The organism is Brevundimonas diminuta (assembly GCF_050310045.1).
GTDB classification, from domain to species: domain Bacteria; phylum Pseudomonadota; class Alphaproteobacteria; order Caulobacterales; family Caulobacteraceae; genus Brevundimonas; species Brevundimonas diminuta_F.
The window spans coordinates 2,043,633-2,069,215 of record NZ_CP190005.1 but is presented as its reverse complement, the minus strand read 5'-3'; the positions used below and the strand labels follow the sequence as shown (position 1 = coordinate 2,069,215).

26 protein-coding genes are annotated in these 25,583 nt (G+C 68.3%); 14 read left to right on the top strand and 12 right to left on the bottom strand.

The window, feature by feature from the left end; translation table 11 throughout:
• Positions 1–54: 54 nt before the first annotated feature.
• The 8 genes from ACORJG_RS10060 (at position 55) to ACORJG_RS10025 (ending at position 7,951) form a co-directional block, all read left to right on the top strand.
• On the top strand, positions 55–726 hold the full coding sequence (locus ACORJG_RS10060; protein ID WP_346530892.1) for a response regulator transcription factor: 672 nt from the start codon (positions 55–57) through the stop codon (positions 724–726).
• Between the two features lie 78 nt (positions 727–804).
• Positions 805–1,197, top strand: a complete 393-nt coding sequence (locus ACORJG_RS10055; protein WP_427788897.1) for an endonuclease domain-containing protein — start codon at positions 805–807, stop codon at positions 1,195–1,197.
• 1 nt (position 1,198) lies between these two features.
• On the top strand, positions 1,199–2,641 hold the full coding sequence (locus tag ACORJG_RS10050; RefSeq protein WP_427788896.1) for a sensor histidine kinase: 1,443 nt from the start codon (positions 1,199–1,201) through the stop codon (positions 2,639–2,641).
• 14 nt (positions 2,642–2,655) lie between these two features.
• On the top strand, positions 2,656–5,523 hold the full coding sequence (locus ACORJG_RS10045; RefSeq protein WP_427793012.1) for a bifunctional [glutamine synthetase] adenylyltransferase/[glutamine synthetase]-adenylyl-L-tyrosine phosphorylase: 2,868 nt from the start codon (positions 2,656–2,658) through the stop codon (positions 5,521–5,523).
• A 67-nt stretch (positions 5,524–5,590) separates the two neighbouring features.
• Positions 5,591–6,268 (top strand): hypothetical protein, encoded by a 678-nt coding sequence (locus ACORJG_RS10040; protein ID WP_427788895.1) that lies wholly within the window; start codon positions 5,591–5,593, stop codon positions 6,266–6,268.
• Positions 6,269–6,342: 74 nt separating this feature from the next.
• Positions 6,343–6,966, top strand: coding sequence for an RNA polymerase sigma factor (locus tag ACORJG_RS10035; RefSeq protein WP_427788894.1), 624 nt, complete (start codon positions 6,343–6,345; stop codon positions 6,964–6,966).
• Entirely contained in the window at positions 6,963–7,391 is a 429-nt protein-coding gene (locus ACORJG_RS10030; protein WP_427788893.1) for a hypothetical protein, read from the top strand. The genes ACORJG_RS10035 and ACORJG_RS10030 overlap by 4 nt, the downstream gene beginning before the upstream one ends.
• Entirely contained in the window at positions 7,388–7,951 is a 564-nt protein-coding gene (locus ACORJG_RS10025; protein ID WP_427788892.1) for a periplasmic heavy metal sensor, read from the top strand. Before ACORJG_RS10030 ends, ACORJG_RS10025 begins: the two co-directional genes overlap by 4 nt.
• Here ACORJG_RS10025 and ACORJG_RS10020 read toward each other — a convergent pair.
• From ACORJG_RS10020 to ACORJG_RS10010, 3 genes are all read right to left on the bottom strand, one after another.
• On the bottom strand, positions 7,933–10,335 hold the full coding sequence (locus ACORJG_RS10020) for an ATP-binding protein (protein WP_427788891.1): 2,403 nt from the start codon (positions 10,333–10,335) through the stop codon (positions 7,933–7,935). The two genes, ACORJG_RS10025 and ACORJG_RS10020, sit on opposite strands and share 19 nt — an antisense overlap.
• 82 nt (positions 10,336–10,417) lie before the next feature.
• On the bottom strand, positions 10,418–10,999 hold the full coding sequence (locus ACORJG_RS10015; protein WP_427788890.1) for a hypothetical protein: 582 nt from the start codon (positions 10,997–10,999) through the stop codon (positions 10,418–10,420).
• Positions 11,000–11,080: 81 nt separating this feature from the next.
• On the bottom strand, positions 11,081–11,497 hold the full coding sequence (locus tag ACORJG_RS10010; protein ID WP_427788889.1) for a CBS domain-containing protein: 417 nt from the start codon (positions 11,495–11,497) through the stop codon (positions 11,081–11,083).
• Positions 11,498–11,653: 156 nt separating this feature from the next.
• On the opposite strand from ACORJG_RS10010, the gene ACORJG_RS10005 reads away from it, so the two are divergent.
• The 3 genes from ACORJG_RS10005 (at position 11,654) to ACORJG_RS09995 (ending at position 15,504) form a co-directional block, all read left to right on the top strand.
• On the top strand, positions 11,654–13,519 hold the full coding sequence (locus ACORJG_RS10005) for a monovalent cation:proton antiporter-2 (CPA2) family protein (protein ID WP_427788888.1): 1,866 nt from the start codon (positions 11,654–11,656) through the stop codon (positions 13,517–13,519).
• Between the two features lie 6 nt (positions 13,520–13,525).
• The gene (locus ACORJG_RS10000; protein ID WP_427788887.1) at positions 13,526–14,836 is read left to right on the top strand and encodes a nicotinate phosphoribosyltransferase; all 1,311 of its coding nucleotides are present in this window, start codon (positions 13,526–13,528) and stop codon (positions 14,834–14,836) included.
• Positions 14,837–14,931: 95 nt separating this feature from the next.
• The gene (locus tag ACORJG_RS09995) at positions 14,932–15,504 is read left to right on the top strand and encodes an NADPH-dependent FMN reductase (protein WP_427788886.1); all 573 of its coding nucleotides are present in this window, start codon (positions 14,932–14,934) and stop codon (positions 15,502–15,504) included.
• 4 nt (positions 15,505–15,508) lie between these two features.
• Here the strand turns inward: ACORJG_RS09995 and ACORJG_RS09990 are convergent, their stop codons facing one another.
• A complete protein-coding gene (locus ACORJG_RS09990; RefSeq protein ID WP_427788885.1) occupies positions 15,509–16,174 on the bottom strand; it encodes a class I SAM-dependent methyltransferase in 666 nt (221 codons plus the stop codon).
• Complete coding sequence (locus ACORJG_RS09985) at positions 16,161–16,757, bottom strand: hypothetical protein (protein ID WP_427788884.1); 597 nt, start codon at positions 16,755–16,757, stop codon at positions 16,161–16,163. The genes ACORJG_RS09990 and ACORJG_RS09985 overlap by 14 nt, the downstream gene beginning before the upstream one ends.
• 124 nt (positions 16,758–16,881) lie before the next feature.
• Between ACORJG_RS09985 and ACORJG_RS09980 the strand changes: the two genes are divergently transcribed.
• Both ACORJG_RS09980 and ACORJG_RS09975 read left to right on the top strand, forming a co-directional pair.
• A complete protein-coding gene (locus ACORJG_RS09980; protein WP_427788883.1) occupies positions 16,882–17,289 on the top strand; it encodes a hypothetical protein in 408 nt (135 codons plus the stop codon).
• The gene (locus tag ACORJG_RS09975; RefSeq protein WP_427788882.1) at positions 17,289–17,486 is read left to right on the top strand and encodes a helix-turn-helix transcriptional regulator; all 198 of its coding nucleotides are present in this window, start codon (positions 17,289–17,291) and stop codon (positions 17,484–17,486) included. The genes ACORJG_RS09980 and ACORJG_RS09975 overlap by 1 nt, the downstream gene beginning before the upstream one ends.
• Before the next feature lie 71 nt (positions 17,487–17,557).
• Here ACORJG_RS09975 and ACORJG_RS09970 read toward each other — a convergent pair whose 3' ends face one another.
• The 3 genes from ACORJG_RS09970 to ppk2 all read right to left on the bottom strand — a co-directional run bounded on the left by ACORJG_RS09970 (position 17,558) and on the right by ppk2 (position 20,389).
• Positions 17,558–18,412 (bottom strand): RsiV family protein, encoded by an 855-nt coding sequence (locus tag ACORJG_RS09970; protein ID WP_427788881.1) that lies wholly within the window; start codon positions 18,410–18,412, stop codon positions 17,558–17,560.
• Between the two features lie 25 nt (positions 18,413–18,437).
• Positions 18,438–19,457 (bottom strand): UbiA family prenyltransferase, encoded by a 1,020-nt coding sequence (locus ACORJG_RS09965; RefSeq protein ID WP_427788880.1) that lies wholly within the window; start codon positions 19,455–19,457, stop codon positions 18,438–18,440.
• Positions 19,458–19,645: 188 nt separating this feature from the next.
• On the bottom strand, positions 19,646–20,389 hold the full coding sequence (gene ppk2, locus ACORJG_RS09960) for a polyphosphate kinase 2 (protein ID WP_427788879.1): 744 nt from the start codon (positions 20,387–20,389) through the stop codon (positions 19,646–19,648).
• A 432-nt stretch (positions 20,390–20,821) separates the two neighbouring features.
• Between ppk2 and ACORJG_RS09955 the strand changes: the two genes are divergently transcribed.
• Positions 20,822–21,025: a cold-shock protein gene (locus tag ACORJG_RS09955; RefSeq protein WP_087140970.1), complete on the top strand. Its 204-nt coding sequence runs from the start codon at positions 20,822–20,824 to the stop codon at positions 21,023–21,025.
• Between the two features lie 105 nt (positions 21,026–21,130).
• Here ACORJG_RS09955 and ACORJG_RS09950 read toward each other — a convergent pair whose 3' ends face one another.
• From ACORJG_RS09950 to ACORJG_RS09935, 4 genes are all read right to left on the bottom strand, one after another.
• Positions 21,131–22,276 carry an acyltransferase family protein gene (locus tag ACORJG_RS09950; RefSeq protein WP_427788878.1) on the bottom strand — a complete coding sequence of 382 codons (1,146 nt, stop codon included), beginning with the start codon at positions 22,274–22,276 and terminating at the stop codon, positions 21,131–21,133.
• Between the two features lie 117 nt (positions 22,277–22,393).
• Positions 22,394–22,984 carry a GTP cyclohydrolase I FolE gene (gene folE, locus ACORJG_RS09945; protein WP_427788877.1) on the bottom strand — a complete coding sequence of 197 codons (591 nt, stop codon included), beginning with the start codon at positions 22,982–22,984 and terminating at the stop codon, positions 22,394–22,396.
• An 87-nt stretch (positions 22,985–23,071) separates the two neighbouring features.
• Positions 23,072–24,067, bottom strand: coding sequence for an OmpA family protein (locus ACORJG_RS09940; RefSeq protein ID WP_427788876.1), 996 nt, complete (start codon positions 24,065–24,067; stop codon positions 23,072–23,074).
• A 149-nt stretch (positions 24,068–24,216) separates the two neighbouring features.
• Positions 24,217–25,575: an ATP-binding protein gene (locus ACORJG_RS09935; protein WP_427788875.1), complete on the bottom strand. Its 1,359-nt coding sequence runs from the start codon at positions 25,573–25,575 to the stop codon at positions 24,217–24,219.
• Positions 25,576–25,583: the final 8 nt, after the last annotated feature.

The following is a 25,583-nucleotide window of genomic DNA, read 5'->3' as shown; positions in this document are numbered from 1 at the left end:
AGGATCGGCGGCGATGCGCTAACATCGCCGCCGAATCTTTATCTGGAGAGGCCCATGCGTATTCTGGTGGTTGAGGACGACGCCGAGGCCGCGACCGCCATGGTGCGCGGCCTGACCGAGGCCGGGCATGAGGTCACCCACGCGGTGGACGGCGCCTTCGGCCTGCTGGAATCGCAGAAGGGCGGCTACGACGTCTATGTCGTGGACCGCATGATGCCGCGCCTGGACGGCGTCGGCATGGTCGAGACGATCCGCAAGGGCGGCGATCAGACGCCGGTACTGTTCCTGTCCGCCCTGGGCGAGGTCGAGGACCGCGTCACGGGCCTGAAGGCGGGCGCCGACGACTATCTGGTCAAGCCCTACGCCCTGGCCGAACTGGTCGCGCGGGTCGAGGCCCTGTCGCGCCGCCGCGAGACGGGCGGGGTGCAGACGGTGCTGAAGGTCGGCGACCTCGAGATGAACCTGATCGCCCGCAGCGTCCACCGCGATGGCCAGGAGATCGACCTGCAGCCGCGCGAGTTCCAGCTGCTGGAATTCCTGATGCGCCACGCGGGCCAGTCGGTGACGCGCACCATGCTGCTGGAGAAGGTCTGGGAATACCACTTCGACCCCCAGACCAACGTCATCGACGTGCACATCAGCCGACTGCGCTCCAAGATCGACAAGGGCTTCGACAGGGCCATGCTGCAGACGGTCCGCGGCGCGGGGTATCGGCTCGAGGCGTAACTAACACGGGCGCAACCTTTGCCTCCCCGTCCCGGGGAGGGTGGTCGCGCAGCGACCGGGTGGGGAGGGCAAGGCGATATGGCGATCATCGCCAGAGCCCGCGCCATGCGAAAGGCGCTGACGCCGTCGGAGGCGCGATTGTGGTCGGCTTTGCGCGGTCTCAGAACCGATGGCCTTCACTTCAGAAGACAGGCGCCGTGGCGAGGCTATTTTCTCGATTTCGCCTGCATTGATCGCCTCGTTGCGGTCGAGGTGGACGGCGCTTCCCATGACGGTGAAGATCGGGCGCGCAAGGACAGGGTGCGGGACGCCGTATTGGCGAGGCAGGGATGGCGGACGCTGCGATATACAAGCCTGGCTGTGAGGGACGATCTGGAGCTCATCGTGGCTGAGGTGCGTCAGCATTGCCTTGCCCGCCCCACCCGGTCGCTGCGCGACCACCCTCCCCGGGGCGGGGAGGGAGAGGCGTAGCGTGAAACTCCCCTCGCTCTTTCGACGGACGCCCTTTCGGCTGACGCTGCTGTTTCTGGCGCTGTTCGTGGCGACGGCCAGCGCCGTGCTGGCCTATGTCTATTTCGCCTCGGCGTCGGAAGCGCGGGCGCGGGCCGAGGCCAGCGTCAGGGGCGAGGTCGAGAGCCTGACGGCGGTCTATCGCACGCGCGGCCGCGACGCTCTGAATCAGCTGCTGGTCGAGCGCACGCTGAAGGGCGGGCCATATCTCTATCTGCTGATGGCGCCGGATCGGTCGGTCATCACCGGCAATGTGTCGGAATCACCCATCGACCCGCCAAGAGCAGATGCGCCGCCCTCGACGGCGCGCTGGGAGACGTTCCGCCTGACCGACACGGATGAGGACGGCCGTGTGCGTCGGCGCGGCGCCATCGGGGTCGAGATGACCCTGTCGGGCGGCGAACACCTGTTCGTGGGCGAGGACACCGGCGACATCGAGGCCTATCTGTCGCGCCTGACCCAGGCCCTGTGGGGCGCCATGATCATGGTGCTGGTGCTGGGCGTCGGCGGCGGCCTGTGGGTCAGCCGGGGCGTGGAGCGGGCCATGGGCGGGCTGAACCGCGTGGTGACGGCGGTGCAGGACGGCGATCTGAAGGCGCGCGTGCCTGTCCGTCATTCGGGCGACGAGCTGGACGAACTGGGCGAGGGCCTGAACGGGATGCTCGACCGGCTGGAAGGCTCGATGGCCTCGATCCGCCATGCGGGCGACGCCATCGCCCACGACCTGCGCACGCCGTTGAACCGCATGAAGGCCAAGATGGAGGTCGCCCTGATCGACGCCGAGGCGGGGCGGACGTCGGGCGTCGACGCCCTCAGCGTGGCGCTGGACGAGGCGGACGCCCTGCTGAAGACCTTCAACACCGTGCTGGCCATCGCCCGGTTGCAGTCGGGCGGGGCGCCCGATCTGAAGGTGTTCGACGCCGCCGATCTGGCCTCCGACATGGCCGAGCTTTACGAACCGGCGGGCGAGGACAAGGGGCTGGAGTTCGCCGCCGAGATCGAGAAGGGGCTGATGATCGAGGGCAATCAGCCCTTCCTGGCTCAGGCGCTGGCCAATCTGATCGACAACGCCATCAAATATACGCCCGAGGGCGGGGCGGTGATGTTCCGTGCGCGGCGACGCTCGTCCGGCGATGTGGAGTTTTCCGTGACCGACAACGGACCCGGCGTGCCAGACGAGGATCGCGAGCGGGTGCTGCAACGCTTCGTCCGCCTGGACAACAGTCGCACTGAGCCGGGTTCGGGCCTTGGCCTGTCGCTGGTCACGGCGGTGGCCGAGGCGCACGGCGGGCGCGTCCAGCTGGACGAGGGGCCGGGCGTCTATGACGGGCGCGGGCCGGGTCTGCGCGTGGCCCTGATCCTGCCCGCCGCGACGCGGGCGTCAGAGGCAGGGATCGAAGCGTGACGACAGCTCTGGCGATGCGGTTGCAGCCGTGCGGCCCTTTGCGCGACGTCGAGGCGGCGGCGCGCCTGCATGAGCGGCTGGCCGAGGCGGCGGACGCCGACGGCTGGAGCGCGGCGTTGGATGCGGCGTGGGGCGCGCTGGAGCCGGTCTTCGCCGCCTCGCCCTATCTGGCCGGGTTGGCGCGGCGCTGGCCGGATCGGCTGCGGCGGACGCTGGACAGCGATCCCGAGGCGCGGCTGGCGGAGATTCTGGCGGCTGCAGACGCCCTGACCGTTGGGCCGGATGAGGCCAAGGCGCCGCTGCGTCATCTGAAAGCGGAACTGCATCTGCTGACGGCCCTGTGCGATCTGGGCGGGGTCTGGGGCCTGGATCAGGTGACGGGCGCCCTGTCGCGCTTCGCCGATGCGACGGCGCGCGCGGCGCTCAGAATTCTGGCCGACGACTGGCGCAGACGTGGGCGGCTGATCTCGGCGCCCGACGATCCGCGCGGGCCGGTTCCGGGCCTGTTCGTCCTGGCCATGGGCAAGGGCGGGGCGTTCGAGCTGAACTATTCCTCGGACATCGACCTGTCGCTGTTTTACGAGCCGGAAGCGCTTGAAACCGCCCTGTCCGAGGGCGTGGAGATGCAGGGCTTCGTCAACCGCCTGGCGCAGGGGCTGACGGCTCTGTTGGCCGAGCGGACGGCGGACGGCTACGTCTTCCGCGTCGATCTGCGGCTGCGGCCCGACCCGTCCTCGACCCCGCCCGTGGTCGCGGCGCCGATGGCCTTGGCCTATTATGAATCTGTCGGCCAGAACTGGGAGAGGGCGGCCTTCATCAAGGCCCGCGTCTGCGCCGGGGATGCGGGCGAGGGCGCCGATTTCCTGAAGGCGCTGGTCCCCTACATCTGGCGCCGCAGTCTGGATTATCAGGCGGTTCTGGACATCCAGTCGATCAAGAAACAGATCCACGTCCACAAGACCGGCGAGGGGCTGGATGCGGCGGGCGCCAATCTGAAACTGGGCCGCGGCGGCATCCGCGAGATCGAGTTCTACGTCCAGACCCAGCAGCTGATCCTGGGCGGTCGCAATCGGGCCTTACGCTCGCCGCGCACGCTGGAGGCGCTGGACGCCCTGACCAAGGCGGGCCATGTCAGCCCTGAGGCGCGCGACGAACTGCGCGCCGCCTATGTCGAACTGCGCGCGCTGGAACATCGGGCGCAGATGCTGGCGGACGAGCAGACGCACATCCTGCCGGTCGATCCTGAACGCCGCGCCGATGTGGCGGCTCTGGCGGGGCAGGGCGATCTGGCGGCCTTCGACGCCGGGATCGAGCGCCTGCTGGTGCGGGTCAACACCCGCTATGGCGAACTGTTCGAGGGCGGCGAAGACCTGTCCTCCCCCTATGGCAGCCTCGTCTTCACGGGGGTGGAGAACGATCCCGGCACGCTGGAAACGCTGGCCCGCATGGGCTTTTCCGAGCCCGCCAGCGTGTCGGACACGATCCGCAGCTGGCACCACGGCCGCATTCAGGCGACGCGCACGGCGCGGGGACGCGAGCTGTTCACCCGGCTGGCGCCGCAACTGCTGACGGCGGTGGCCAAGACGGGAGCGCCGGACGCCGCCTTCCGCCGGTTCGCCGTCTTCTTCTCCGGCCTCAGCGCCGGGGTGCAGGTGCAGGCCCTGTTCCTGAACCAGCCGAAGCTGTTTGAACTGGTGGTCGAGGTGATGGCCTTTGCGCCGCGTCTGGCGCGGATGCTGGGGCGGCGGCCTCAGGCGCTGGACGGGGTGCTGGACGCGCGTTTCCTGACCGAGCTGGATGAGGATTCGGGCATTGTGGCCCAGCTTCTGACCGAGGCCGCCGCCGCGACCGATTTCGAGGACGCCATGAATGTGGTGCGCCGCCAGCACCGCGAACAGGTCTTCCGTATCGGGATGCACACCATCACCGGCCGCGCCGGGCCGGAGGAGGCGGGCCGCGCCAACACCGCCCTGGCCGACGCCTGTATGCGCGCGCTTGCGCCCGCCGCGTTGAAGGAGGCCGAGCGGATGGGCGGCGCTTTCGACGGCGCGGTCGCCGTGGTCGCCCTGGGCAAGACCGGCTCGCGCGAGATGTCGGCGGGGTCTGATCTGGACCTGATGACGGTCTACGCCGCCGCGCCCGAGGCGGTGTCCGCCGGACGCGGCTGGAGCGCCGAGACCTTCTATGGCCGCTTCACCCAGCGGTTCATCGCCGCCCTGTCGGCCCACACCGCCGAGGGCGGACTGTATGAGGTCGACATGCGGTTGCGGCCCACCGGCTCCAAGGGGCCGGTGTCCGTGCGGCTGGAGGCGATGGACGCCTATTATGCGCAGGAGGCCGACACCTGGGAGTTCATGGCTCTGACACGGGCGCGGGTGGTCTGGGCCAGCGATGACGCCTTCGCCGCGCGCGTGGCCGAGGCGCTGGAGGCGGCCCTGCGGCGTCCGCGCCCCGGCGTCGACATCGCCGCAGACGTGCGCGCCATGCGCGACCTGATGGACCGCGAGAGGCGGCCCAAGGGCTTCTGGGATCTGAAGCTGACGCCGGGCGCTCAGGTCGATGCCGAGTTCGTTGGTCAGTATCGCCAGTTGACGGCGGCGCAGGCCGGCGCGCCGCTGGCGACCTCGACGCTGGGCGCGCTGGCGGATGATCCCGTGCTGGCCGACAGCTGGCGCACGCACCAGCAGCTGGGGCAACTGATGGCCTGCGCGTTTGAGGGCGCGGGCGACCCGGATCAGGAGCCGTCGGGCTTCCGGATGCGGCTGGCGCGCACGGCCGGTGCGCCGGATTTCGACACGCTGAAGACGCGCCTCATCGACCTGAGACAGCGGGCGCGTCAGGCCTTTGAGGCGGCCTTGCCGACGACACGCGACGGAATCTGATCCGGGCGGCGTTACATATCTCGACAGGGATGCTTCGCGGCCTTCGGGCCGGATGGAGAACATCGAGATGAGAAAGACATTCAGCGGCGTCGCCGCCCTTGCCCTGGTCATGGCCGTCAGCGGGGGCGCTGCGGCTCAGGGACAGACGACTGCAAGGCCGGATGCGCGCCCGCACCACGCCCGCATGGCCGAGTCGGTCAGCAAGGCTGACTTCGTGCAACGCCGCGTCGAGCGCCTGCGTGCGGCGGACGCCAATAACGACGGTCAGGTGACGGCCGAGGAAATGCGCGCCTATGCCGAGGCGCGCCGGGCCGAGCGACAGGCCGCCCGCTTCGAGCGGCTGGATACGAACAAGGACGGCGTCCTCAGCCGTGAAGAGTTCGCGGCGGGCCATGCGCGCGGCGAACGTGGCGAAGGCATGGGCGGGCGCCGGATGGGCGGCGGCGGTCATGGCTGGAGCGGTCATGGCCGGGCTGGTGAAACGGATGGCGCAAGGGGCATGGCGCGCGGCGACGCCCGCTTCCCCATCGTCATCGCCGATGTCGAGCGCCGGGCCGAAGAAGCCTTCAACCGCATGGACGCCAACGGCGACGGCGTGCTGACCCAGGACGAACGCCGCGCCGCCATGCAGGCTCGCCGGTCGGAAATGCGTCAGAAGCACGAAGAGCGCCCGCAACGACAGCGTTCTCAACCGCGTCAGGGGCGCGCACCGGCGGCGTCGCCTTCGGCGCCCGCTTCGGAGTAGGGTGATGTCGGGGAAGGCGGCGCGTCCGCCCGCCCTTTGCGGATTGGGCCACAGGTTGGACCAGAGAGGCTGGATTGGCGACGACCGTCGACCCCGACGAGGATCTGCTGCGCCGTGTGGGCGAAGGCGACCCCGCGGCCATTCAGGCCATGGTGGCGCGCAAGCTGCCGCGCATGTTGACGCTCGCCCAGCGGATGCTGGGCGATGCGGCGGAGGCTGAAGACGTGGCCCAGGAAGCGATGCTCAGAGCCTGGAGGCAGGCGCCGCGCTGGACCCCCGGCCAGGCGCGCTTCGACACCTGGCTGCACCGGGTGGGGCTGAACCTCTGTTATGACCGTCTGCGGCGTCGGCGTGAGATCGCGACTGATGTCCTTCCCGAGCGTATCGACGACGGCCCGGCGCCGGATCGGGGGCTGCTGGCCGTCGAGACGGGCGCCCAGGTCCAGGCGGCCCTGTCGCGCCTGCCGGAACGGCAGCGCGAGGCCATCGTCCTTTGCCACTATCAGGAGCTGGGCAATATCGAAGCCGCCGCCCTGATGGAGATCAGCGTCGAGGCGCTGGAAAGCCTGCTGTCTCGGGGCCGTCGCGCCCTGAGAATCGCTCTGGCGGACATCGCGCCGCATACGACCGGGCGGCAGGATGGGCGAAAAGGCGCCGCAGGGCGTCTGGACGGACAAACGCGGGGGAGCAGATCATGACCATGACGCAGGAACGCTTTGAATATCTGGCCGAAGCCTATGGCGGCGACCTGCGCCGCTGGCCCGACGCCGAGCGAGAGGCGGGCCGCGCGCTGGCGGCGGCTGACGCATCGGCTTCGGCCCTGCTGGCGCAGGCGGACGGGCTGGATGCCCTGCTGGACGCCGCGCCGCGCGTGGTCGCGTCTCATGCCCTGCGCGAGCAGGTGATCGCGGCGGCGGTCAGCGTGGGGCTGGGACGCCGTCGGCGTGGCGGTTTCGGCGTCCTGACGTGGCTGTCGGGCGCGGGCTGGGCGGCGGCGGCCTGTGCGGGCGTAGCCTTCGGCGTGGTGCTGAACGCCCAGATGACGGCGGATATCCGCGCCGACACGGTGCTGTATCAGGCGGCCCTGTCCGCCGCCGACGACACGGAGGTTCTGGGCGGATGAGCGCAAGAGGTCTGAAGATCGCCCTGGCGGCGTCGGTTGCGCTGAACATCTTCGCCGTGGTCGGCGGCGGCACGGCATGGGTGCTGGCCAAGCGGGCCGAACAGGCGGCCGAGGCGGGCCGTCAGTCGGGGCGCAACGAGGGCGTCTGGTCGGTGGTCGAAAGCCGCCCGCCCGAGGTGCGCGACCAGATCCGACGTGAACTGCGAGCCACCGCACTTGAGGCCCGGCCTGACTTTGAAGAGGCCCGCGCCACGCGGCGCGAAGCCATCGAACTGACCCGGTCGGATCAGTTCGACGCGGTGACGGTGGCGGCCCTGCTGGAACGCTCGCGCGCATCGGAAATGCGGGGACGGGCGCGGCTGGAATCGGGGGCGGTCGAGACCCTCAGCCGCCTGAGCCCGGCCGACCGCGCGGCCATGGCCGCCATCCTGTCGCGCCACCGCTCGCCGCGCCCGCCGCGTGAGGGCAAGCACGACGGGCATGAAACATCAGGATCGAAGGACGCCGCCGCAGACCATAAGTCCGCCGTAGCGAAACCGGGTCAGGCCGCGCGCGACTGAAGCGGCTGGGCCTGAACGCGACGGGCCGGGGCGCCTGACGGCCCCATGGCGCCCTCCGGCGCGCGGATCGGCAGGTCGAACCAGACGATGGTGCCGCGCCCCGGCTCGCTTTCGATGGTCATGGCGCCGCCGTGCAGTTCGATCAGCGACTTGGTCAGGGCCAGTCCCAGACCGGTGCCCTGCGTCGATTTGGAATGCTGGCCCTCGACCTGCTCGAAGGGGCGGGCCAGCCGCTCAAGATCCTTGGCGGCGATGCCGATGCCGGTGTCGATGACCGAGACGCGCACTGTGTCCGCATCGCGCGGCGCGACCTTGACCGCCACGGCCCCGCCCTCGGGCGTGAACTTCACCGCGTTTGAGATCAGGTTCAGCAGTACCTGTTTCAGCCCGCGCTGATCGGCCTCGATATGCAGGTCTTCGGGGCAGTCCAGAGTCAGTCTGAGGCAGGATTCCTGCGCCTTGCCGCGCATCAGCCGCACCGCCTCGGCGCACAGGATGTCCAGCGCCATCGGCTCATAGTGCAGGGTCAGCTTGCCCGCCTCGATCTTGGCCATGTCGAGGATGTCGTTGATCAGGCTCAGAAGATGCTGGCCCGAGCCGTGGATGTCGGCTGCGTATCCCTTGTAGCGGGGGTCGCCCAGCGGGCCGAACATCTCGGACGCCATGATCTCGGAGAAGCCGTTGATGGCGTTCAGCGGCGTGCGCAGTTCATGGCTCATATTGGCCAGGAACTCGGACTTGGCCTGATTGGCGGCCTCGGCGCGGGTCATGGCGACTTCATATTTGCGGGCCAGAAGCGACAGGTTTTCGCGGCTGGACTCCAACTCGGTCACCATGGCGCGCAGCTCGTCGGCGGCGCGGCGACGCTCGGCCTCCTGAAGGCGGATGATGGTGATGTCAGCGCAGATCACCACCGTTCCGCCGTCGCCGGTCGAGCGTTCGGCCATCTGCAGCCAGCGGCCGTCCTTCAGCTCGACTTCGCGCACGCCGGCGCGTGACCCGGCCGAGGGGTGATCGGCCTTGATCGCCCCGGCGGCGATGCGGTTCAGTTCGTCCTTGTGCGCGCCCAGCCGCACGACGCCCTCGGGGAAGGCGAAGGCGTCCTGGAAGCCCTGGTTCCACAGGATCAGCCGTCCGCGCCGGTCGAACAGGACGAAGGCGTCGGATACGCTTTCGATGGCGTCGCGCAGGCGGCTCTCGGCGGCCTGGGCCTGGGCCTTGGTGCGGCGCGCCTCGGTGATGTCCAGCGCCACGCCCATCAGACTGTCATAGCCGCCCTCGCGACGCGGCTGGCGCGATTGGCCGCGCGCGTCGATCCAGCGGACGCCGCCGCCGCTGAGCGGCACGGGGAAGGCCGCCTCGAACACGCCGGTGGCCGTGGCGACGTCAAGTGCCTGGATCAGGGTCTGGCGATAGCGCGGGTGGACCCGCTCGATCATGGCCTGAGTGGTCAGGACGGCGCCGTTCTCGACCTCCAGCAGGGCGGCCATATAATCCGACAGGGTCGCCTGACCCTTGACCAGATCCCATTCCCACACGCCGCAGCGGGCGGCCTCGACCGCGACGCGAAAGCGGCGCTCGGTGTCGGCCCAGCGGCGGCTGGTCCGCATCTGTCGCCAGTTCTGCACCGCCAGCACCGCCAGCATCAGCACGATCAGCAGCAGCGGCGCAGCCAGAACCCAGGCGTCGTCCAGCCAGGCGGCGAAGGAATCGTCCTGCGGCAGGGCGGCGACGACCGACAGGCCGCTGTCGCCGATCGGCGCCACGGCGGCGGTCTGGGGGCGGCCGTCCGGCCCCTTGGCGGCCAGACGCGGCTCGGCGGGCGCCTGTCTTGAGGGCATGACGTTGAGGCTGGCGCTCTTCACCGTCGGTTTGAGCGCGGGCAGGGGCGCGCGGGCCATCAGGATATGACCGCCCGGCGCCGTGCGGCGCACGATCAGGTCATCGCCGCTGATCGACAGGCCGTCCTTACCGTCTTTGGCGGCGCCGGGCGCCTCGCCGCGGGCGGCCAGAACCCGGCCCTGGGCGTCGGCGATCGACAGGGCGGCCTCGGGATCAGACTGACGGGCGCTGTCCAGCGCCTGAATCGGCGAGAGATTCTGGCTCAGAGCGCGGGCGGCGGCGTCCAGCGCGGCGTCGGCGCGGGCAGCCCGCGCCTCGACCTGTGCGGCGGCCAGACGCGCTTCCAGCGACAGGGCCTCATGGCGGGCGGTTTCGGCCTCACGGCCGGGGCGGCTGTTCTCGCGCGACAGAAACAGGACACAGGCGCCCAGGGCCAGGATGACTGCGAACGCAAGGATGCGGAACCAGGGCGCGGAGCGCGTGGCCTGCTGGTCCGTGGCCCGCCGGCCCGGTCCGTAACTGCGGCGCTCTGTGCCCCGCAAAGGCGATCCTCCTGTAAGGCTTCAGCAAGGAATCTAGGCTGCGTCGCGGGTTCCGTCGAGAGGGGGCGGCCGAGGCCTTGGTCTAAGCCTGAGACCTGTCGTTTTCCGGCGCCGGGGGCTGTGCGCGGGGTGCGGACGATGCGGCGATTTCGGTGATGCGACGCAGGACGGCGCGAGCTTTCGTCGCCAGTCGCCGTGTCTCGGGCGGGGCGTCGTCGGGGGCCTCGGCGACGGCGTCGGCCAGGTCCTGCGCCAGATCCATCAGGGCAGGCGCGGCGGCGATCAGACGGGCCTGAAACTCCACCCGTTGGGGATCGCGGTCATATTCGGCGCCGGGCGTGCGCCAGCCGCCCCAGTCGGCCTTGTCGGTGACGACGACGGGATAGCTGCCGGGGAAGGGGTGATGGGTGCAGTCGGCCGGTTCCTGCCACTTGTTTCGCGCGCGCAGGATGCGCCAGTCGCCCAGGGCGTCGGCGGCGGGATCATGGGCCGAGGCCTGCAGTTCGCCTGCCGCGAACTCGCGGCCCAGTCCGACGTCATAGGTGACGCGCACCGGCTCTTCGAAGCCCTTGGCCCATACGGGCATGACCTTTTCGACCTGGGCCCAGACGCCGACGCTCTCGACCCAGACCTTCTGGCCTTTCTGGAACTGGGCGCGCGCCATCTACTGACTTCCCCTGATGAAAGAAGGGGATGATGCGCCTGCGGCCGTTATCGCCGGGTTCCGGGAAATGGTTAGCGGCGGTTAACCCTGTGGCCGCGAAATCTCTTCCAGCGCCTCTCCAGCATAGCGTTCCTTGACCCGCGTCGACAGGTCGCCCAGCGAGACGACGCCGACCAGACGGCCGTCCTTGTCCACCACCGGCAGACGGCGGATCTGGCGCGAGGCCATCAGGTCCAGCGCGACCTTCAGATCGTCGTCGGCGCGCACGATCAGGGCGTCGCGTGACAGCACATCCTGCACCCGCGCCTCTGGCCCGGCGCCCGAGGCGACGGCGCGCACCACGATGTCCCGGTCGGTCAGGGCGCCGATCAGCCGGTCGCCGTCGGCCACGGGAATGAAGCCGAAATCCCCTGCCGCCATCCGTCCGGCGACGGCCTGCAGGGTGTCTTCGGGGCGGGCGACCTGGACATCGCGGGTCATCACTTCACGGATTTTCATGGCGGCTTTCCTGCTGGGATTTCGGCAGTCGACTGGCAGGTGAACCCCTGTGCGGCGCGGCGGGTTCCGGGCGCGGGGCGGATGACGCCGGGGCGGCGCCCCTCGCCATCGGGCCGTTTCATCCCCACTATCGAAACAACAGGACAAGGGTGAGCGATGGCTGAAGCGGCGACGGGACTGGATCTGGGCCATGTGGCGGCCCTGTTGGCGGCGGGCGTGGCGGCCGTGCCGATCTTCCGCAAACTGGGGCTGGGCTCGGTGCTGGGCTATCTGGCGGCGGGCGCGGCCATCGGGCCGTTCGGCCTGGCCCTGTTCCGCGAGCCGCAGACCATTCTGCACGTCGCCGAATTCGGCGTGGTCATCTTCCTGTTCCTGATCGGGCTGGAGATGCGGCCCAAGCGCCTGTGGGGAATGCGGCGTGAGATTTTCGGCCTCGGCTCGGCGCAGGTGGGGCTGGCAGGGCTGGCCCTGACGGGCGTGGCCATGGCGGCGGGCGTGTCGGCGCCGGTGGCTTTTGTCGGGGCGATGGGCTTCGTCATGTCCTCGACCGCCGTCATCATCCAGATGCTGGAAGAGCGCGGCGACCTGCCGACCCCCAGCGGTCAGAGGGCGGTCAGCATCCTGTTGTTCGAGGATCTGGCCATTGTGCCCCTGCTGGCCATCGTCGCCCTGCTGGGCGCCTCGATGGGCCATGCGGCTGAGAGCGAGACGCCCCTGTGGCAGTCGATCGGTCTGGCGTTGGCGGCGCTGGCGGGGGTGCTGGCGGTGGGGGTCTACGCCATCAACCCGGCGTTCCGTTTCCTGGCGCGCAACGGCGGGCGCGAGGTGATGACGGCCGCCGCCCTGCTGGTGGTGGCGGGCACGGCCTGGATCATGGACGAGGTCGGACTGTCGATGGCCATGGGCGCCTTCCTGGCCGGGGTGCTGCTGTCCGACTCGACCTTCCGGCACCAGCTGGAGGCCGATGTGGAGCCGTTCCGCGCCATCCTGCTGGGTCTGTTCTTCCTGTCGGTGGGCATGGCGCTGGATATCGGCGTGGTCATCAGCGACTGGCGCATTGTCATCGCCGGGCTGGCGGCCTTCATGGTGGTGAAGGTGCTGGTCATCTATGTCGTCGCCCGCCTGTTCAGGGCGCGTCATCATGAGGCGGTCGAGCGGGCGGCCCTGTTCGCCCAGGGCGGCGAGTTCGCCTTTGTCCTCTATAGCGCCGCCGCCAGTGCGGGCGTGATCGGCGGACAGGCCGAGGCGGCCCTGACGGCCATCGTCATCCTGTCGATGGCGCTGACGCCGCTGACGACGCTGGCGCTGAAGCGGTTCCTGCCCAACGAGGCGGGCCTGTCGCCCGACAAAGCCGAGGGCGTCGACGCCGCTGACGGCCTGCGCGGTCAGGTGCTGATCATCGGCTTCGGCCGCTTCGCTCAGGTGGTGTCCCAGCCCTTGCTGGCGCGCGACGTGGACGTGTCGATCATCGAGAACGACGTGGAGATGATCCAGGCCGCCGGCAACTTCGGCTTCAAGGTCTATTACGGCGACGGCACGCGGCTGGACACGCTGCGGGCCTCGGGCGCGGGGCGGGCCGAGGCGGTGCTGGTCTGCGTCGACAAGCCCGAGACGGCCGACCGCATCGTCCAGTTGGTCAAGTCCGAGTTTCCGGGCGTGAAGCTGCTGGTCCGCGCCTTCGACAGGGGCCATTCGCTGCGGCTGATTCAGGCGGGCGTGGACTATCAGGTGCGCGAGACCTTCGAGTCCGCCCTGAAGTTCGGTCAGGCCGTGCTGGAGGAACTGGGCCTGCCGGAAGACGAGGCGCTTGAGGTCATCGCCGACGTTCGCCGCCGCGACGAGGCGCGATTGGATCTGGAAGTCACGGGCGGGCTGGAGGCCGGGCGGGCCATGATGCGGGGCAATATGCCGACGCCGCAGCCGACTCCCTATATCAAGCCGCACCGTGAGGGACGTCTGGTCAATGAGGACGAGGCCCCGGCTGAAGCGGTCATCGAACCGGCGGAACGAAAGGCGGACTGAGCAGGTATGGCGAGCATCGACCTGGCCAAGCGGGCCTATGACCACGGCTGGCGTCTGGACCCCATCGTCCGCAGCCTGCTGGACACCGACTTTTACAAGCTGTTGATGCTGCAGCTGATCTGGCGGCGCTTCCGCGACGTGCCGGTGACTTTTTCCGTCATTAACCGCACGACCTCCGTGCGGCTGGCCGATGAGGTGGACGAGGCCGAACTGCGCGCCCAGCTGGACCACGCCCGGTCCCTGCGCTTCACCAATCGCGAGCTGATCTGGCTGGGCGGCAACACCTTCTATGGGGTGAAGCAGATTTTCAGTCCGGATTTTCTGGCGTGGCTGGCGGACTATCGCCTGCCCGAATACGACCTGTCGCGCAGCGCAGACGGCCAGTATCGGCTGGAGTTCTCGGGAAGCTGGGCCGACGTCACCCTGTGGGAAATCCCGGCCCTGTCGATCCTGAACGAACTGCGCAGCCGCCGCGCCCTGCGCCGCATGGGGCGGTTCGAACTGGACATCCTCTATTCGCGCGCCAAGACCCGGTTGTGGAGCAAGATCGAGCGCCTGCGACAGCTGGAGCCGCTGGCCCTGTCCGACTTCGGCACGCGTCGTCGCCACGGCTTTCTGTGGCAGGGCTGGTGCGTCGAAGCGCTGAAGGAAGGGCTGGGAAGCGCCTTCATCGGCACCTCAAACGTGCTGCTGGCCATGAACAACGATCTTGAGGCCATCGGCACCAACGGTCACGAACTGCCCATGGTGCTGGCCGCCATGGCGGGCGAGGACGAGGCGGCCCTGCGCGCCGCCCCCTATCGGGTGCTGGAGGAATGGCGCGCGGCCTATGACGGCAATCTGCTGATCGCCCTGCCGGACGCTTTCGGCACCGAAGCCTTCCTGAACGACGCGCCTGACTGGCTGGCCGACTGGAAGGGTTTCCGTCCCGACTCCGCTCCGCCGATCGAGGGCGGCGAGATCATCATGAAGTGGTGGGCGTCCAAGGGCCGCGACCCGCGTGAGCGCCTGCTGGTCCTGGCTGACGGGCTGGACGTCGACGGCATCGAGGCGGCCCACGCCCATTTCAAGGGGCGGGTGCGGACCAGCTTCGGCTGGGGCACCAATCTGACCAACGACTTCCGCGACTGCGCCCCCGTAGAGGCGCCTGAACTGCTGCCCCTGTCGCTGGTGTGCAAGGTGACGCAGGCGGCGGGCCGTCCGGCGGTCAAGCTGTCGGACAACGTCGAAAAGGCCACCGGCGACCGGGCCGAGATCGAGCGCTATCTGCGCGTTTTCGGCGAGGCGGGCAGGGGGCGTCAGGCCGTGCGCGTCTGAACAGGAACTGCTAAGCTCGCTTGGGCATTTGACCCTTGTTCCATGAAGGCGGCGACGCTTGCGCCGCCTTCGCTCATCCAAGCGAGACGCGCGTCATGACCACCTATAACGTCGGCTACATCATCGGCAGCCTAGCCAAGGGCTCGATCAACCGCAAGCTGGCCAAGGCGCTGGTCAGGCTGGCGCCTGACAAGCTGAACATGACCGAGATCAGCTTCGCCGAACTGCCGATCTATTCCTACGACTACGACAAGGATTTTCCGGCGGTCGCCACGGATTTCAAGGCGGCGATCAAACAGGCCGACGCCATACTGATCGTCACCCCGGAATATAACCGCTCCATCCCAGGCGGACTGAAGAACGCCCTGGACTGGGCCAGCCGCCCCTATGGAACCAATGTTTTCAAGAACAAGCCTACGGCGGTGATCGGCGCCTCGACGGGCGCCATCGGCACGGCGGTCGCTCAACAGGTTCTGCGGCCCATCCTCGGCTTCCTGAACGCGCCGCAGATGAATGCGGTCGAGGCCTATATCCAGATGAAGCCGGACCTGATCGATGATGACGGCAATGTCAGCGTCCCCGGCACGGAGCAGTTCCTGCGCGACTATATGGAAGCCTTCCACCAGCACATGGCGCACGTGCTGACAGTCCTGCCCCGCGACGCCTGAGGCGTCAGGCGTCCAACGCCCAGACGCGCGTGCGCTTGACCTCCTGGTCCTCCAGTTCGCGCGTCGTCGGCACGCGGTATTCGGCCAGCAGGCTGAGGCCCGACTTCGGGAAATAGGTCCGCCCCGGATCGCCGACCAGCACGCTCGACCCGGCAGACCGCGCCTGTTTCAGCCAGGCCAGCATCGCCTGCGCCATCGGCCCTTCATAAAAGACATCCCCGGCGCAGATCAGGTCGAACGCGGCGGGCGGCGCCTCCAGCAGGTTATCAGCGGTGAAGGCGATCTGAACGCCGTTGGCCTGAGCGTTCGCGGCCACGGCGGCGGCGCACAAGGGGTCGATGTCGGCGGCCAGCACCGAGGCCGCGCCCGCCTTCATCGCCGCGATCCCCACCAGTCCCGATCCGGCCGCAAGGTCCAGAACGCGCCGTCCCTCCACCGCCTGCGGATGGTCCAGCAGCCAGCGCGCCAGCGCCTGTCCGCCCGCCCACGCAAAGGCCCAGAACGGCGGCGGCAGGCCCATCTCGCCCAGCTCCTCCTCCGTCAGACGCCAGATGGGCGTGACCTCGTCGGCCAGCCACAGCGAAATCTCGGGCGTGTGGGAAACGGGCTGAAGGCGGGTGTTGTCGCGGATGAAACGGGCGGGGGCGGCGATGCGCCTAATCGAGCTCACGGGCGCCCTCGATGACGGCCTGATAGACCAGCGACCGATCCGGCCCCCGTGTCATGTGCAGCAGCACCCAGGTCGACCCCTTGCGCGCGACGATCACCCGCAGCTGATCGTTGAAGACGCCGTCCGCGAATCCGGCGGGCGCCGTCTTGTCGCTGAGCAGGATAAGCGACCCCATGCCCGATCCGCAGCGGGCGATCCCGGCGCAGGAAAACACCGTCTCATAGCCCCCGTCGCGCAGGGCGGCCTCATAATGGCGCGTCATCTCCAGCGGCGGGACCGCCGGGCGGATCGCATAGTCCAGATGGCTGATCTGGCCCTGCAGGCGCAGAACGTGTTCGGATGCGCCGCCGTCGTTCACTGTTCCGGTCGGCAGGGTGATCTCGGCCACCGACAGCTGGCGCCAGGCGCGGATGCGCGCGCCGTCCATACGGGGCAGGTCGTCATGCTCGCGCGCGCCGCGCACATCCTGCTGCGAAGACTGCATGGCGGGCGGCGGCATCGGGGCAGGCGCGGCCGTCGCCGTCGTCAGGGGAACGGCGGCCATCATGAGGGCGACGACGACGAGGGCAGGAACACTACGCATGACGCCAAGCTAGGGGCGGCCGCGCCCGCTGGCAAGAAAGTCAGGATAGGCTGATAAAAAGTCAGGTTTACATGACTTAAAATTGATGTAAGGTTCTCCTTACATAAGCCAAGGAGCTTCACGCATGACGACCCTGTCCAGATCACAGACCCCGGCGGGGCGCCGCTATGTCATCCGCACCTTCGCCTTCATGGTCCCCTATGTAGCGATCTGCGTGGCGATGATGACTACGGACGCCTTCGACGGCGTCATGGGGCGGCCCGCAGGCTGGGTGCTGGCCGCGGCCGTCGCTGCGCCGGTGATCGGTCAGATCTGGGCGACGCTGGCCCTGATGCGCGAAAGCGATGAGTTCGTCCGCATGGTCACGGCCAAGCAGTTCATCATCGCCGCCGGACTGGCCATGGCGATCGCGACCTTCTGGGGGTTCGGCGAAACCTTCGCCGGGGCGCCGCACCTGCCTGCCTGGCTGATCTATCCGCTGTTCTGGGCGGCGTTCGGCGTGGTGTCGCCCTTCATCCGGTCGTCGAACTGATGAAGAACCGGCTGAAGCTGCTGCGCGTCGAGCGCAATCTGACGCAGGAACAGTTGGGTCAGGCGCTGGGCGTCTCGCGTCAGGCGATCAACGCCCTGGAGACGGAAAAGCACGATCCCTCGCTGGACCTGGCCTATCGCATCGCCGCCCTGTTCCAGCGGCCGGTCGAGGACATCTTCGAGAACTCCCACAGCTGACGCATCAAAGGGCAGGGGCGTACACAGGACGGGGCTATGATGGCCGCCGCCCTGTGGTCATGCCGCAGACTTTAAGCGGCCGGCGCCTTCAGGCGCAGGTCTTCTGTGACATCGCCTGCCTTGACCGGTTCGCCCGCGAATTCGCCTGCATATTCCGGCGACAGCGCGCTCTGGAAGGCTGACAGCGGCAGGGTCAGATAATAGGGGCCCTCGACATAGGGACCGACCGCATAGGCGTCGAGCAGGAAGGTCAGGCCGCCAGCCTTGCCCGGAACCGTGCCGGGAGCCACGGTCACGGCCACATCCTTCAGCTTGGGGCAGGTCCAGGTGTCGCTGGTGGTGGAGACCGGCGTGGCGCCGGGGCGCTTGGTTTTGGCGGTGTTCACCGCCTGACACAGGGCGCGTTCCAGATTGGTCTTGTCGGCTTTTTCGCCGAACAGGTCGGAGGCGGGGATGCGGCGACCCTCGGACTTGTCCCACAGCAGGCCGGTGGCGACCGTGTTCGGATGGGCGCCGCCCGAATAGTCGAAGTCGATCCGCATCAGGCCGAACAGACGGCCGGTTTCGATCGGCGCATGATAGACGATAGTCTTCTCATACGGCGGCATCCCCTCGGGCGAGCCGGCTTCGGTGCGGTCGGCCTGGGCGCCCTCGGCGTATTCCTTCAGCTTGGCCACTTCGTCGCGATACAGCGGCGTATAGAGGTTCGGATAGGACAGCACGGCCTCGGGCAGGGTCAGGCTGACCTTGGCGTAGGGTGTGGCGCTGTCATACTTCAGCGGGCCTTCGATGGCGTGGGCGGAAGCCGGCGGCGCCGGCGGCGTCTCCTTCTTGTCCTTGCGCTGACACGCGCTGAGACCTGCGCTCAGCATCGCCGCGGCGGCGACGGTGACGACAAGGGTGCGGACGTGGCGCGAAGGGATCATGCCGGGCTCCTTTGGAACGGTTCGATCAGAAAGCTATGCCGTTGAACGCGATGGCGGCCAGAAGGATCAACCCCGCATCGCGATTTGATTTAAACAGACGCAGGGACAAGGCTCCGTCCTCCGGCTGCAACCGCCGCACCTGCCAGACGAAATGCAGGGCGTAGAGCGCCAGACCGACATAGAACACAGGCCCCAGACCGGCGACGTAACCCGCCGCGCCCGCCAGGGCCACGGCCAGGATGTAAAAGACGGCCACGCCTTCCTTCACCCTGCCGCCCAGCGCCCGCGCCGAGGACTTCACCCCGGCCATGACGTCGTCCTCTATGTCCTGAAGCGCGTAGATGGTGTCGTAGCCCAGGGTCCAGAAGATTCCGCCCGCATAGAGCAGCCCGGCGGACAGGGCGAGGTTGCCCATGCGGTCCAGATTTTCAGCCATCCAGTAGCTGTCGCCGCTGAGCTTGACCTGCAGCACATAAAGCCAGCCGAGCGCGAACAGCCCGCCCGTCGCCGCCGCGAAGCCCAGCAGGGCGCCCCAGTTGAAGGTCAGGCCCAGCCACGCCTGCGGCCACCAGGTGATGCGCTTCATGAAGGGATAGGCCGCCACCAGCCCCAGCGACAGGGCGCCCAGCAGCACCGACATCAGGTTCATCGTCAGCAGGATGCACAGGCTGACCAGCGACAGGCCGCCGACGAAGGCCCACGCCTGCTTCACGCTGATCTGCCCCGCCGGGATGGGGCGCAGGGCGGTGCGCGCCACCTGGGCGTCGAAGTCGCGGTCGACGATGTCGTTCACCGCACAGCCCGCCCCGCGCATCAGGGCGGCGCCGATGGCGAAGCCGACGACCAGCCACAGCTCATAGCCCCCGAAGGGCCGGTCATACTGATTCAGCGCCAGCATGATTCCCTGCCAGCCGGGCAGCAGCAGCAGCCACGTTCCGATCGGCCGGTCGAAGCGGCCCAGCTTCAGCCAAGGCTTCAGACGCTCGGGCGCATGGCGGTCGACCCAGTTCTGGCCGGCGGCATCGGGAAGCGGGGCTGTGTTCATGCGCAGGGTCTTAACCCCTGCGTCCGCAGGCGGTCCAGCGCCCCGGCGCAACGACGCGACAACGGGACCTCCAGCGCGCCCAACTCCATCGTCCAGTCGCCTGAGCCTTCGGGCCGCAGTCCGGTCATCCGCGCGGCGTTGGCCGGCCGATTGCGATCCGTCCGGCTGAAGGCGGACCTGCGCAGGTCCTATTCCGCCAGTCGCCCGTCCGCCTGGGCGGGGGCGAAGACCACTTCGGGGTCTGGTTCGCGCGCTTCCAGGCCGGGCCAGTTCAGACGGTGCAGCACATGGCGCAGGATGTTGATCCGGGCTGTCTTCTTCTTGTCGGTCGCCACGATGGTCCACGGCGCGTGTTCGGAATGGGTGCGGGCCAGCATTTCGTCGCGGGCGGCGGAATAGTCGCTCCAGCGCGCCTGCGCCTCGGCGTCCAGGGCCGAGACCTTGAAGCGTTTCAGCGGGTGCTCCATCCGCTCGTCCAGACGGCGGCCCTGTTCATCGCGGCTGATGTCCAGCCACAGCTTGATCAGAATGACGCCCGACTGGACCAGCGCCCGCTCGAAATGCGGCACGTCATGCAGGAACTGGGCGTGTTCCGCGGGCGTGCAGAAGCCCATGACGGACTCCACGCCCGCGCGATTGTACCAGGAGCGGTTGAAGATCACGATCTCGCCCGCTGCGGGCAGGTGGGCGATGTAGCGCTGGAAGAACCACTGCGTCGCCTCGCGGTCCGTCGGCTTGGGCAGGGCGACGACGCGGGTCTGGCGCGGGGCCATGTGTTCGGTCATCCGCTTGATCGCGCCGTCCTTGCCGGCGGCGTCGCGGCCCTCGAAGACGATGACGACCTTCAGCCCCTGTTCGATGGCCCAGGCCTGGGTCTCGACCATCTGGATCTGCAGGGCTTCCAGCGTGTCGGCGTAATCGTCCTTGGCCATCGGCGTGTCCTTTTGTCGTGATCGGACGACCTTGCTGTGAATTCACCGGCGTCGCCAGCCCCGCCGTGCGACAACTCGCCTCTGGCGCCAGCCGGGCGTCGTTTATTCGGCGTTATGTCGGTCGTTCAGGTTGTCTGTCCGGCGACCCGGTGTAGCGGCGCTATAAGCCTGCGTCCGGGGCTGTTTCACCTCGACACGGCGGGGGACGATCAGCGCGGGCGAAGGCCAAATTAACTGTAAAGGCGGGCGATTGGAATTCTCTTTACAGTTGACCGCTGTGGATAGGCGGGTGACAACATCGCTGCAGTCCGGATTTCGCGTGGGGTCCAAACCCGCGTCTTGCTCCTTCGCCTGAACGAGCTTGTCCAGATGGGCTGACGGACGCTCCTGCTAGGACGTCCGCCTGGAAAAGCGCGTTTACGGAGACGCAATATGGCGACCGGCACGGTCAAGTGGTTCAACCCCACAAAGGGCTTCGGCTTCATTCAACCCGACACGGGCGGCGCGGACGTTTTCGTCCACATCACCGCTGTGCAAAAAGCGGGTCTGGTGGGTCTCGATGACAACGCCAAGGTCGAATACGAGCTGGAATCCCAGCGCGGCAAGACCTCGGCTGTGGATCTCAAGCTCCTCTAAGACCTGACGGACCTTCAGGTTCGTCAAAAGATGAAGACGCGGAGGGCGACCTCCGCGTCTTTTTTCTTGGGCGCTATCGCGCGCGGGCGGCGCGCAGGTTCGCCCTTAGCCTTCGAGCGAGACGACGGGCTGGCTGACGGTCGGGTTGCGTGCGCCCGCCTGAAGGCGGGCGCGGATATGGTTCTGGATCGGCTGGTCGATCAGATGGTGCAGGCCGAAGGCGAAGACGAAGGCCGCCAGCACGCCCAGACCCCACAGGCCCCAACGCCAGAACTCGCCCAGCGCCAGCCGGTTCGCCACAGCGTCGGCGCCGCCGAACCAGGCGATGCGGACGACCTCGTTCGAGATGAACATGGAAAAGGACACCATCGCCGCCTGCTCGACCAGCTTCGAGGGCCTGCGCCCCGGCGCCGCCCCCGCCGCCAGAATGATGATGCTGATAAGCGTCAGTGAGATCAGGGCGTGCTTGTCGAACAACTGGATCACGCCCAGTGCGACGGCGGCCAGCACGCCCGCCCAGCCGGCCACGCGCGGATGGATCCAGACGCCCTGTGCGAACCACGCCAGTCCCATGCCCAGAACGAACAGCGGCAAGGCGCGCCAGATGCCCAGGTTGAGGGGCATCTGATAGACGGGATATTTCAGGATCGCCCAGCTCAGTTCATTGGCCGCCAGATAGCCGACGAGGACCAACGCCAGAGCTGTCCATGGCCCGATCCGGCTGAGCCCCCTCAGCACCCAGGGAAAGGCCAGGTAACAGCCCAGCAGGGCCGAGATCGACCACGTCGGCGCATTCCAGCCGATGCCGCCATGCACGCCGAACGCCTGAACCAGGGCCGCCTGCGCCGGAAGCTGGTCCCAGGCGAACCACTCGGGATGGTTGGGCGGCATCCCCGCCGCCGTGGCTCCGATGACCAGCGCCACCAGCAGGCCCAGCACGATCAGATGCGACGGAAACACCCGCAGGGCGCGCTTCAGGAAGAAGTCGGTCTTCGACATCCGGCCTGACCCGACGGCCCGGCCATAGACGCGCATCAGCACATAGCCGCTGTCGATCAGGAAGAAGTTGGTCAGCAGAAAGCCGCTGCGCTCGAACATCGGATGCACGGCTACCGCCAACGGGATGGGCGCTGACATCTGGAAGTGATGCAGGATGATCAGACCCGCAACGATGAAGCGCAGCGCATCCAGCCAGCCGCCCCGCGTGATCGGCGGCGGCTCATTCCGGGACGAAATTACGGCTTGAAGCATCGGAACCTCTCCGTTCGGAAAGGCTCATGCACGAATAGGGCCGAGGGGGCGACCGGTCAGGCCCGGCTGACGCCGCCCGGTTCAGGGCGGCGGCATGAAGGCTTCAGCCCCGGATTCTCAACCCCGAACGAGGCGCAGGAATTCCTCACGCGTGCGCGGGTCTTCTCGGACGGTGCCCAGCAGGCAGCTGGTCGACAGGCTGGCGCCGGGAACGTCGACGCCGCGCATGGTCATGCAGCTGTGCTCGGCCTCGATGACCACGCCGACGCCGTGGGGACGCAGCACGTCCTGAATGGCGTTGGCGATTTCGGACGTCATCTTTTCCTGAATCTGCAGGCGGCGGGCATAGCCGCGCACCACCCGCGCCAGCTTGGAGATGCCAACGACCCGGTCGGTCGGCAGATAGCCGACGTGCGCCTTGCCCACCACCGGCAGCATATGGTGTTCGCAGAAGCTGACGAAGCGGATGTCCTTCAGAACCACCAGTTCGTCATAGCCGCCGACCTCTTCGAAGGTCTTTTCCAGATAGTCGCGCGGCTCGACCTCATAGCCCTGGAACAGCTCGCGATAGGACTTGGTCACGCGCTTGGGCGTTTCGATCAGGCCTTCGCGGTCAGGATTGTCGCCGGCCCAGCGGATCAGGGTGCGGACGGCGGCTTCGGCTTCTTCCTGGGAGACGGCGGGGGAGGAGGGGGTCTGGTCGCTCATACAGGCTGCATACCTCCCCCGCGCGTGTTCTGGAACCGGCCGGATGGTTTTAAAACAGTCTCTTTCCGGATCAGGACAGCCTGCTGATTAAGACAGGCGCACCAGTTCGACGCGGCGGTTGCGGGCGCGGCCTTCGTCGCTGGCGTTATCGGCCACCGGCTTGTCGGAGCCGAAGCCCTTGGCCTCCAGCCGTTTGGCGTCGATTCCCTGCTGCGTCAGGGCGGCGACCACGGCGCGGGCGCGTTCCTCGGACAGGGGCCGATTGCGGGCCGGGGCGCCGGTGTTGTCGGTGTGGCCCTCGACGGACAGACGCAGGGCGGCGTCATCCTTCAGCAATTGGGTCACAGCGTCGATCTGGGGGCGTGAGGCGTCCAGGATGTCGGCCTTGTCCAGCGCGAATTCGACCGGCACGGCGACGCGGCCGTCGGCGGCGATCTTTTTCGCCAGTTCGCTGGCGGGCAGCAGGCCGGCGGTCGGGACCAGCGCCTTGACCTCGGCCACGGCCAGAGAGCCGGACTCGCTGCCGACATACAGGTGGACCCAGACCGTGCGGTTCGCCTGGCGGATGATCCAGGTCTGCGACGGGCTGTTGTAAATGTCGCCGATGCCGTTCAGGGCCGCCATCTGCACCGCCTCGGGCAGGGCGTGGGCGGCTTCATTGGGAATCTGGCCGTCGAAGATGCGCACGGCGCCCGCTTCCTTCAGCGCGTGCTCCATGTTCCGCAGCAGCTCCAGCCGCGAGAAGCTCTTGCCGCTGTCATTGTCGATCTGGGTCTGATGAACGCGGCCCTCGACCATTTCAAAGCGCGAGCCGGTCCAGAAGGGGAAGTCGGCGAAGTCGTGCGTCTCGTTGTTCTGCAGCCTGTAGCCCTCGGGCAGGCGCAGATAGGGGAAGTCGCCCAGATTGGCGCTGGACAGTGCCACGCTGCTCACATCGAAGGGGCCGGCCGCAGCGGTCGGGGCGCCCTCGGCCGGGGCCGCCGCCGTCTCAGCCTGCTCCGACGCCTTGTTGTCGCACGCGGCGACCAGCGACGCCGAAGCCGCGATCATCAGGACGGAGGCGAGGCGCAGGAACGGTTTCATGAAGGCATCCTTCAAGGCGTGGAATCGAGGGAGGAAAGCGTGCAGCCGTCCATCTAATGACGGCTGTTGTCAATCGCGTGAAGCTGGACGCGGACCGTCGTCCATCAGGCGTGCCGGGTTTTGACGCAGTGCGCGCTTTCTCAAATAGATCAGAGGGCGCGGCGTTCGGCGGGCAGGCGGATGGAGGCTTTCAGGCCGCCCAGGTCGCTGCGGCCCAGGGTGATGTCGCCGCCGTGGCTGCGGGCCACGTCGCGGGCGACGGCCAGCCCCAGACCGACCCCCTTGCGGTTCTGATTGCGCGAGGCGTCCAGGCGCGAGAAGGGCCGGAAGGCTTCTTCGTGCATGTCGTCGGGAATGCCGGGGCCGTCGTCCTCGACCGTGATCTCCAGCCCGCCGGAGGGCAGGGGGCGGGCGGTCAGCCGCACCTCTTCGCCGTGCGAGGCGGCGTTGCCGACCAGATTGTTGATCGCCCGGCGGAAGGCCAGCGGGCGGGCCAGCATGTTCAGGTCGTCGGGGGCCTCGACCTCGGCGGTCGCGCCGGAGCGGCGGGCGTCGTCGGCGGCGCGGCGCAGCATTTCGGGAACGGAGATGGTCTGGGCGGCTTCCCCGGCCTCGCCGCGCGCGAAGGCCAAGTATTCGTCGATCATATGCTCCATCTCGTCCAGATCGCCCTTCATCGCCTCGGCGCGCTTGAACGGCGGGGCCAGGGCCAGTTCGAGACGCAGGCGGGTCAGGGGCGTGCGCAGGTCGTGGCTGACCGAGGCCAGCAGGGCCGTGCGCTGGTCGATGTGGCGCTGGATGCGCGAGCGCATGTCCAGAAAGGCGCTGGCGGCGGCCCGGACCTCGCGCGCGCCATGCGGCTTGAAGCGCGGCACGCTCTCGCCCCGGCCGAAAGCTTCGGCGGCGTGGGCCAGACGTTCGATGGCGCGCACCTGATTGCGGATGAACAGCACCGCCACGGCCAGCAGCAGGACGGTGGCGATCATCAGCCACAGGACGAAGATATGGGCCTGTGTCGCCACCGCGCGCTCACGCGGGGCGATGATGCGCAGGACGCCGTCCGGTTCCTGAACGCGGATGTCGACATAGGCGGGGTAGCGGGTGGTGTCGAACCAGAACGGCTGGTCCAGCCGCGAGGCCAGCGCCGCCTCCATCGTCCGGTCGACCAGACCCAGGGCGCCGCGCCGTTCTTCGGCAGGCAGGACGGCGGCGGGCTGGAAGGCGATGGACAACTGCATCGAGCGTTCTGCGCGCTCGGCGATCAGTTCCATGTTCGCAGGCGTGGGGTCGTCGCGATAGCTTTCGGAGGCCCAGGCGACATCCCCGGCCAGCCCCTCGGACAGGCGGGCGGTCACAGCCTGCCAGTGGGCGTCGAAGAAGGCCCAGGTCACCGCCGCCTGCATGATCAGCACCGGCAGGACGATGATCAGCAGCGAGCGCCCCCACAGGGAGGTCGGCACCCGGCGCTTGATCCAGCGCGTCCAGACGTTGAACGGCATCAGCCGCATGAGGGCGT

Bases quoted from the DNA above. Each gene is read 5' to 3' on its own strand.
- ACORJG_RS10060 (WP_346530892.1), top strand. From the start codon at position 55: ATGCGTATTCTGGTGGTTGAGGACGACGCCGAGGCCGCGACCGCCATG.
- ACORJG_RS10055 (WP_427788897.1), top strand. From the start codon at position 805: ATGGCGATCATCGCCAGAGCCCGCGCCATGCGAAAGGCGCTGACGCCG.
- ACORJG_RS10045 (WP_427793012.1), top strand. From the start codon at position 2,656: ATGCGGTTGCAGCCGTGCGGCCCTTTGCGCGACGTCGAGGCGGCGGCG.
- ACORJG_RS10040 (WP_427788895.1), top strand. From the start codon at position 5,591: ATGAGAAAGACATTCAGCGGCGTCGCCGCCCTTGCCCTGGTCATGGCC.
- ACORJG_RS10030 (WP_427788893.1), top strand. From the start codon at position 6,963: ATGACCATGACGCAGGAACGCTTTGAATATCTGGCCGAAGCCTATGGC.
- ACORJG_RS10025 (WP_427788892.1), top strand. From the start codon at position 7,388: ATGAGCGCAAGAGGTCTGAAGATCGCCCTGGCGGCGTCGGTTGCGCTG.
- ACORJG_RS10015 (WP_427788890.1), bottom strand. From the start codon at position 10,999: ATGGCGCGCGCCCAGTTCCAGAAAGGCCAGAAGGTCTGGGTCGAGAGC.
- ACORJG_RS10010 (WP_427788889.1), bottom strand. From the start codon at position 11,497: ATGAAAATCCGTGAAGTGATGACCCGCGATGTCCAGGTCGCCCGCCCC.
- ACORJG_RS10005 (WP_427788888.1), top strand. From the start codon at position 11,654: ATGGCTGAAGCGGCGACGGGACTGGATCTGGGCCATGTGGCGGCCCTG.
- ACORJG_RS10000 (WP_427788887.1), top strand. From the start codon at position 13,526: ATGGCGAGCATCGACCTGGCCAAGCGGGCCTATGACCACGGCTGGCGT.
- ACORJG_RS09995 (WP_427788886.1), top strand. From the start codon at position 14,932: ATGACCACCTATAACGTCGGCTACATCATCGGCAGCCTAGCCAAGGGC.
- ACORJG_RS09985 (WP_427788884.1), bottom strand. From the start codon at position 16,757: ATGCGTAGTGTTCCTGCCCTCGTCGTCGTCGCCCTCATGATGGCCGCC.
- ACORJG_RS09980 (WP_427788883.1), top strand. From the start codon at position 16,882: ATGACGACCCTGTCCAGATCACAGACCCCGGCGGGGCGCCGCTATGTC.
- ACORJG_RS09975 (WP_427788882.1), top strand. From the start codon at position 17,289: ATGAAGAACCGGCTGAAGCTGCTGCGCGTCGAGCGCAATCTGACGCAG.
- ACORJG_RS09970 (WP_427788881.1), bottom strand. From the start codon at position 18,412: ATGATCCCTTCGCGCCACGTCCGCACCCTTGTCGTCACCGTCGCCGCC.
- ACORJG_RS09965 (WP_427788880.1), bottom strand. From the start codon at position 19,457: ATGAACACAGCCCCGCTTCCCGATGCCGCCGGCCAGAACTGGGTCGAC.
- ppk2 (WP_427788879.1), bottom strand. From the start codon at position 20,389: ATGGCCAAGGACGATTACGCCGACACGCTGGAAGCCCTGCAGATCCAG.
- ACORJG_RS09955 (WP_087140970.1), top strand. From the start codon at position 20,822: ATGGCGACCGGCACGGTCAAGTGGTTCAACCCCACAAAGGGCTTCGGC.
- ACORJG_RS09950 (WP_427788878.1), bottom strand. From the start codon at position 22,276: ATGCTTCAAGCCGTAATTTCGTCCCGGAATGAGCCGCCGCCGATCACG.
- folE (WP_427788877.1), bottom strand. From the start codon at position 22,984: ATGAGCGACCAGACCCCCTCCTCCCCCGCCGTCTCCCAGGAAGAAGCC.
- ACORJG_RS09940 (WP_427788876.1), bottom strand. From the start codon at position 24,067: ATGAAACCGTTCCTGCGCCTCGCCTCCGTCCTGATGATCGCGGCTTCG.
- ACORJG_RS09935 (WP_427788875.1), bottom strand. From the start codon at position 25,575: ATGCGGCTGATGCCGTTCAACGTCTGGACGCGCTGGATCAAGCGCCGG.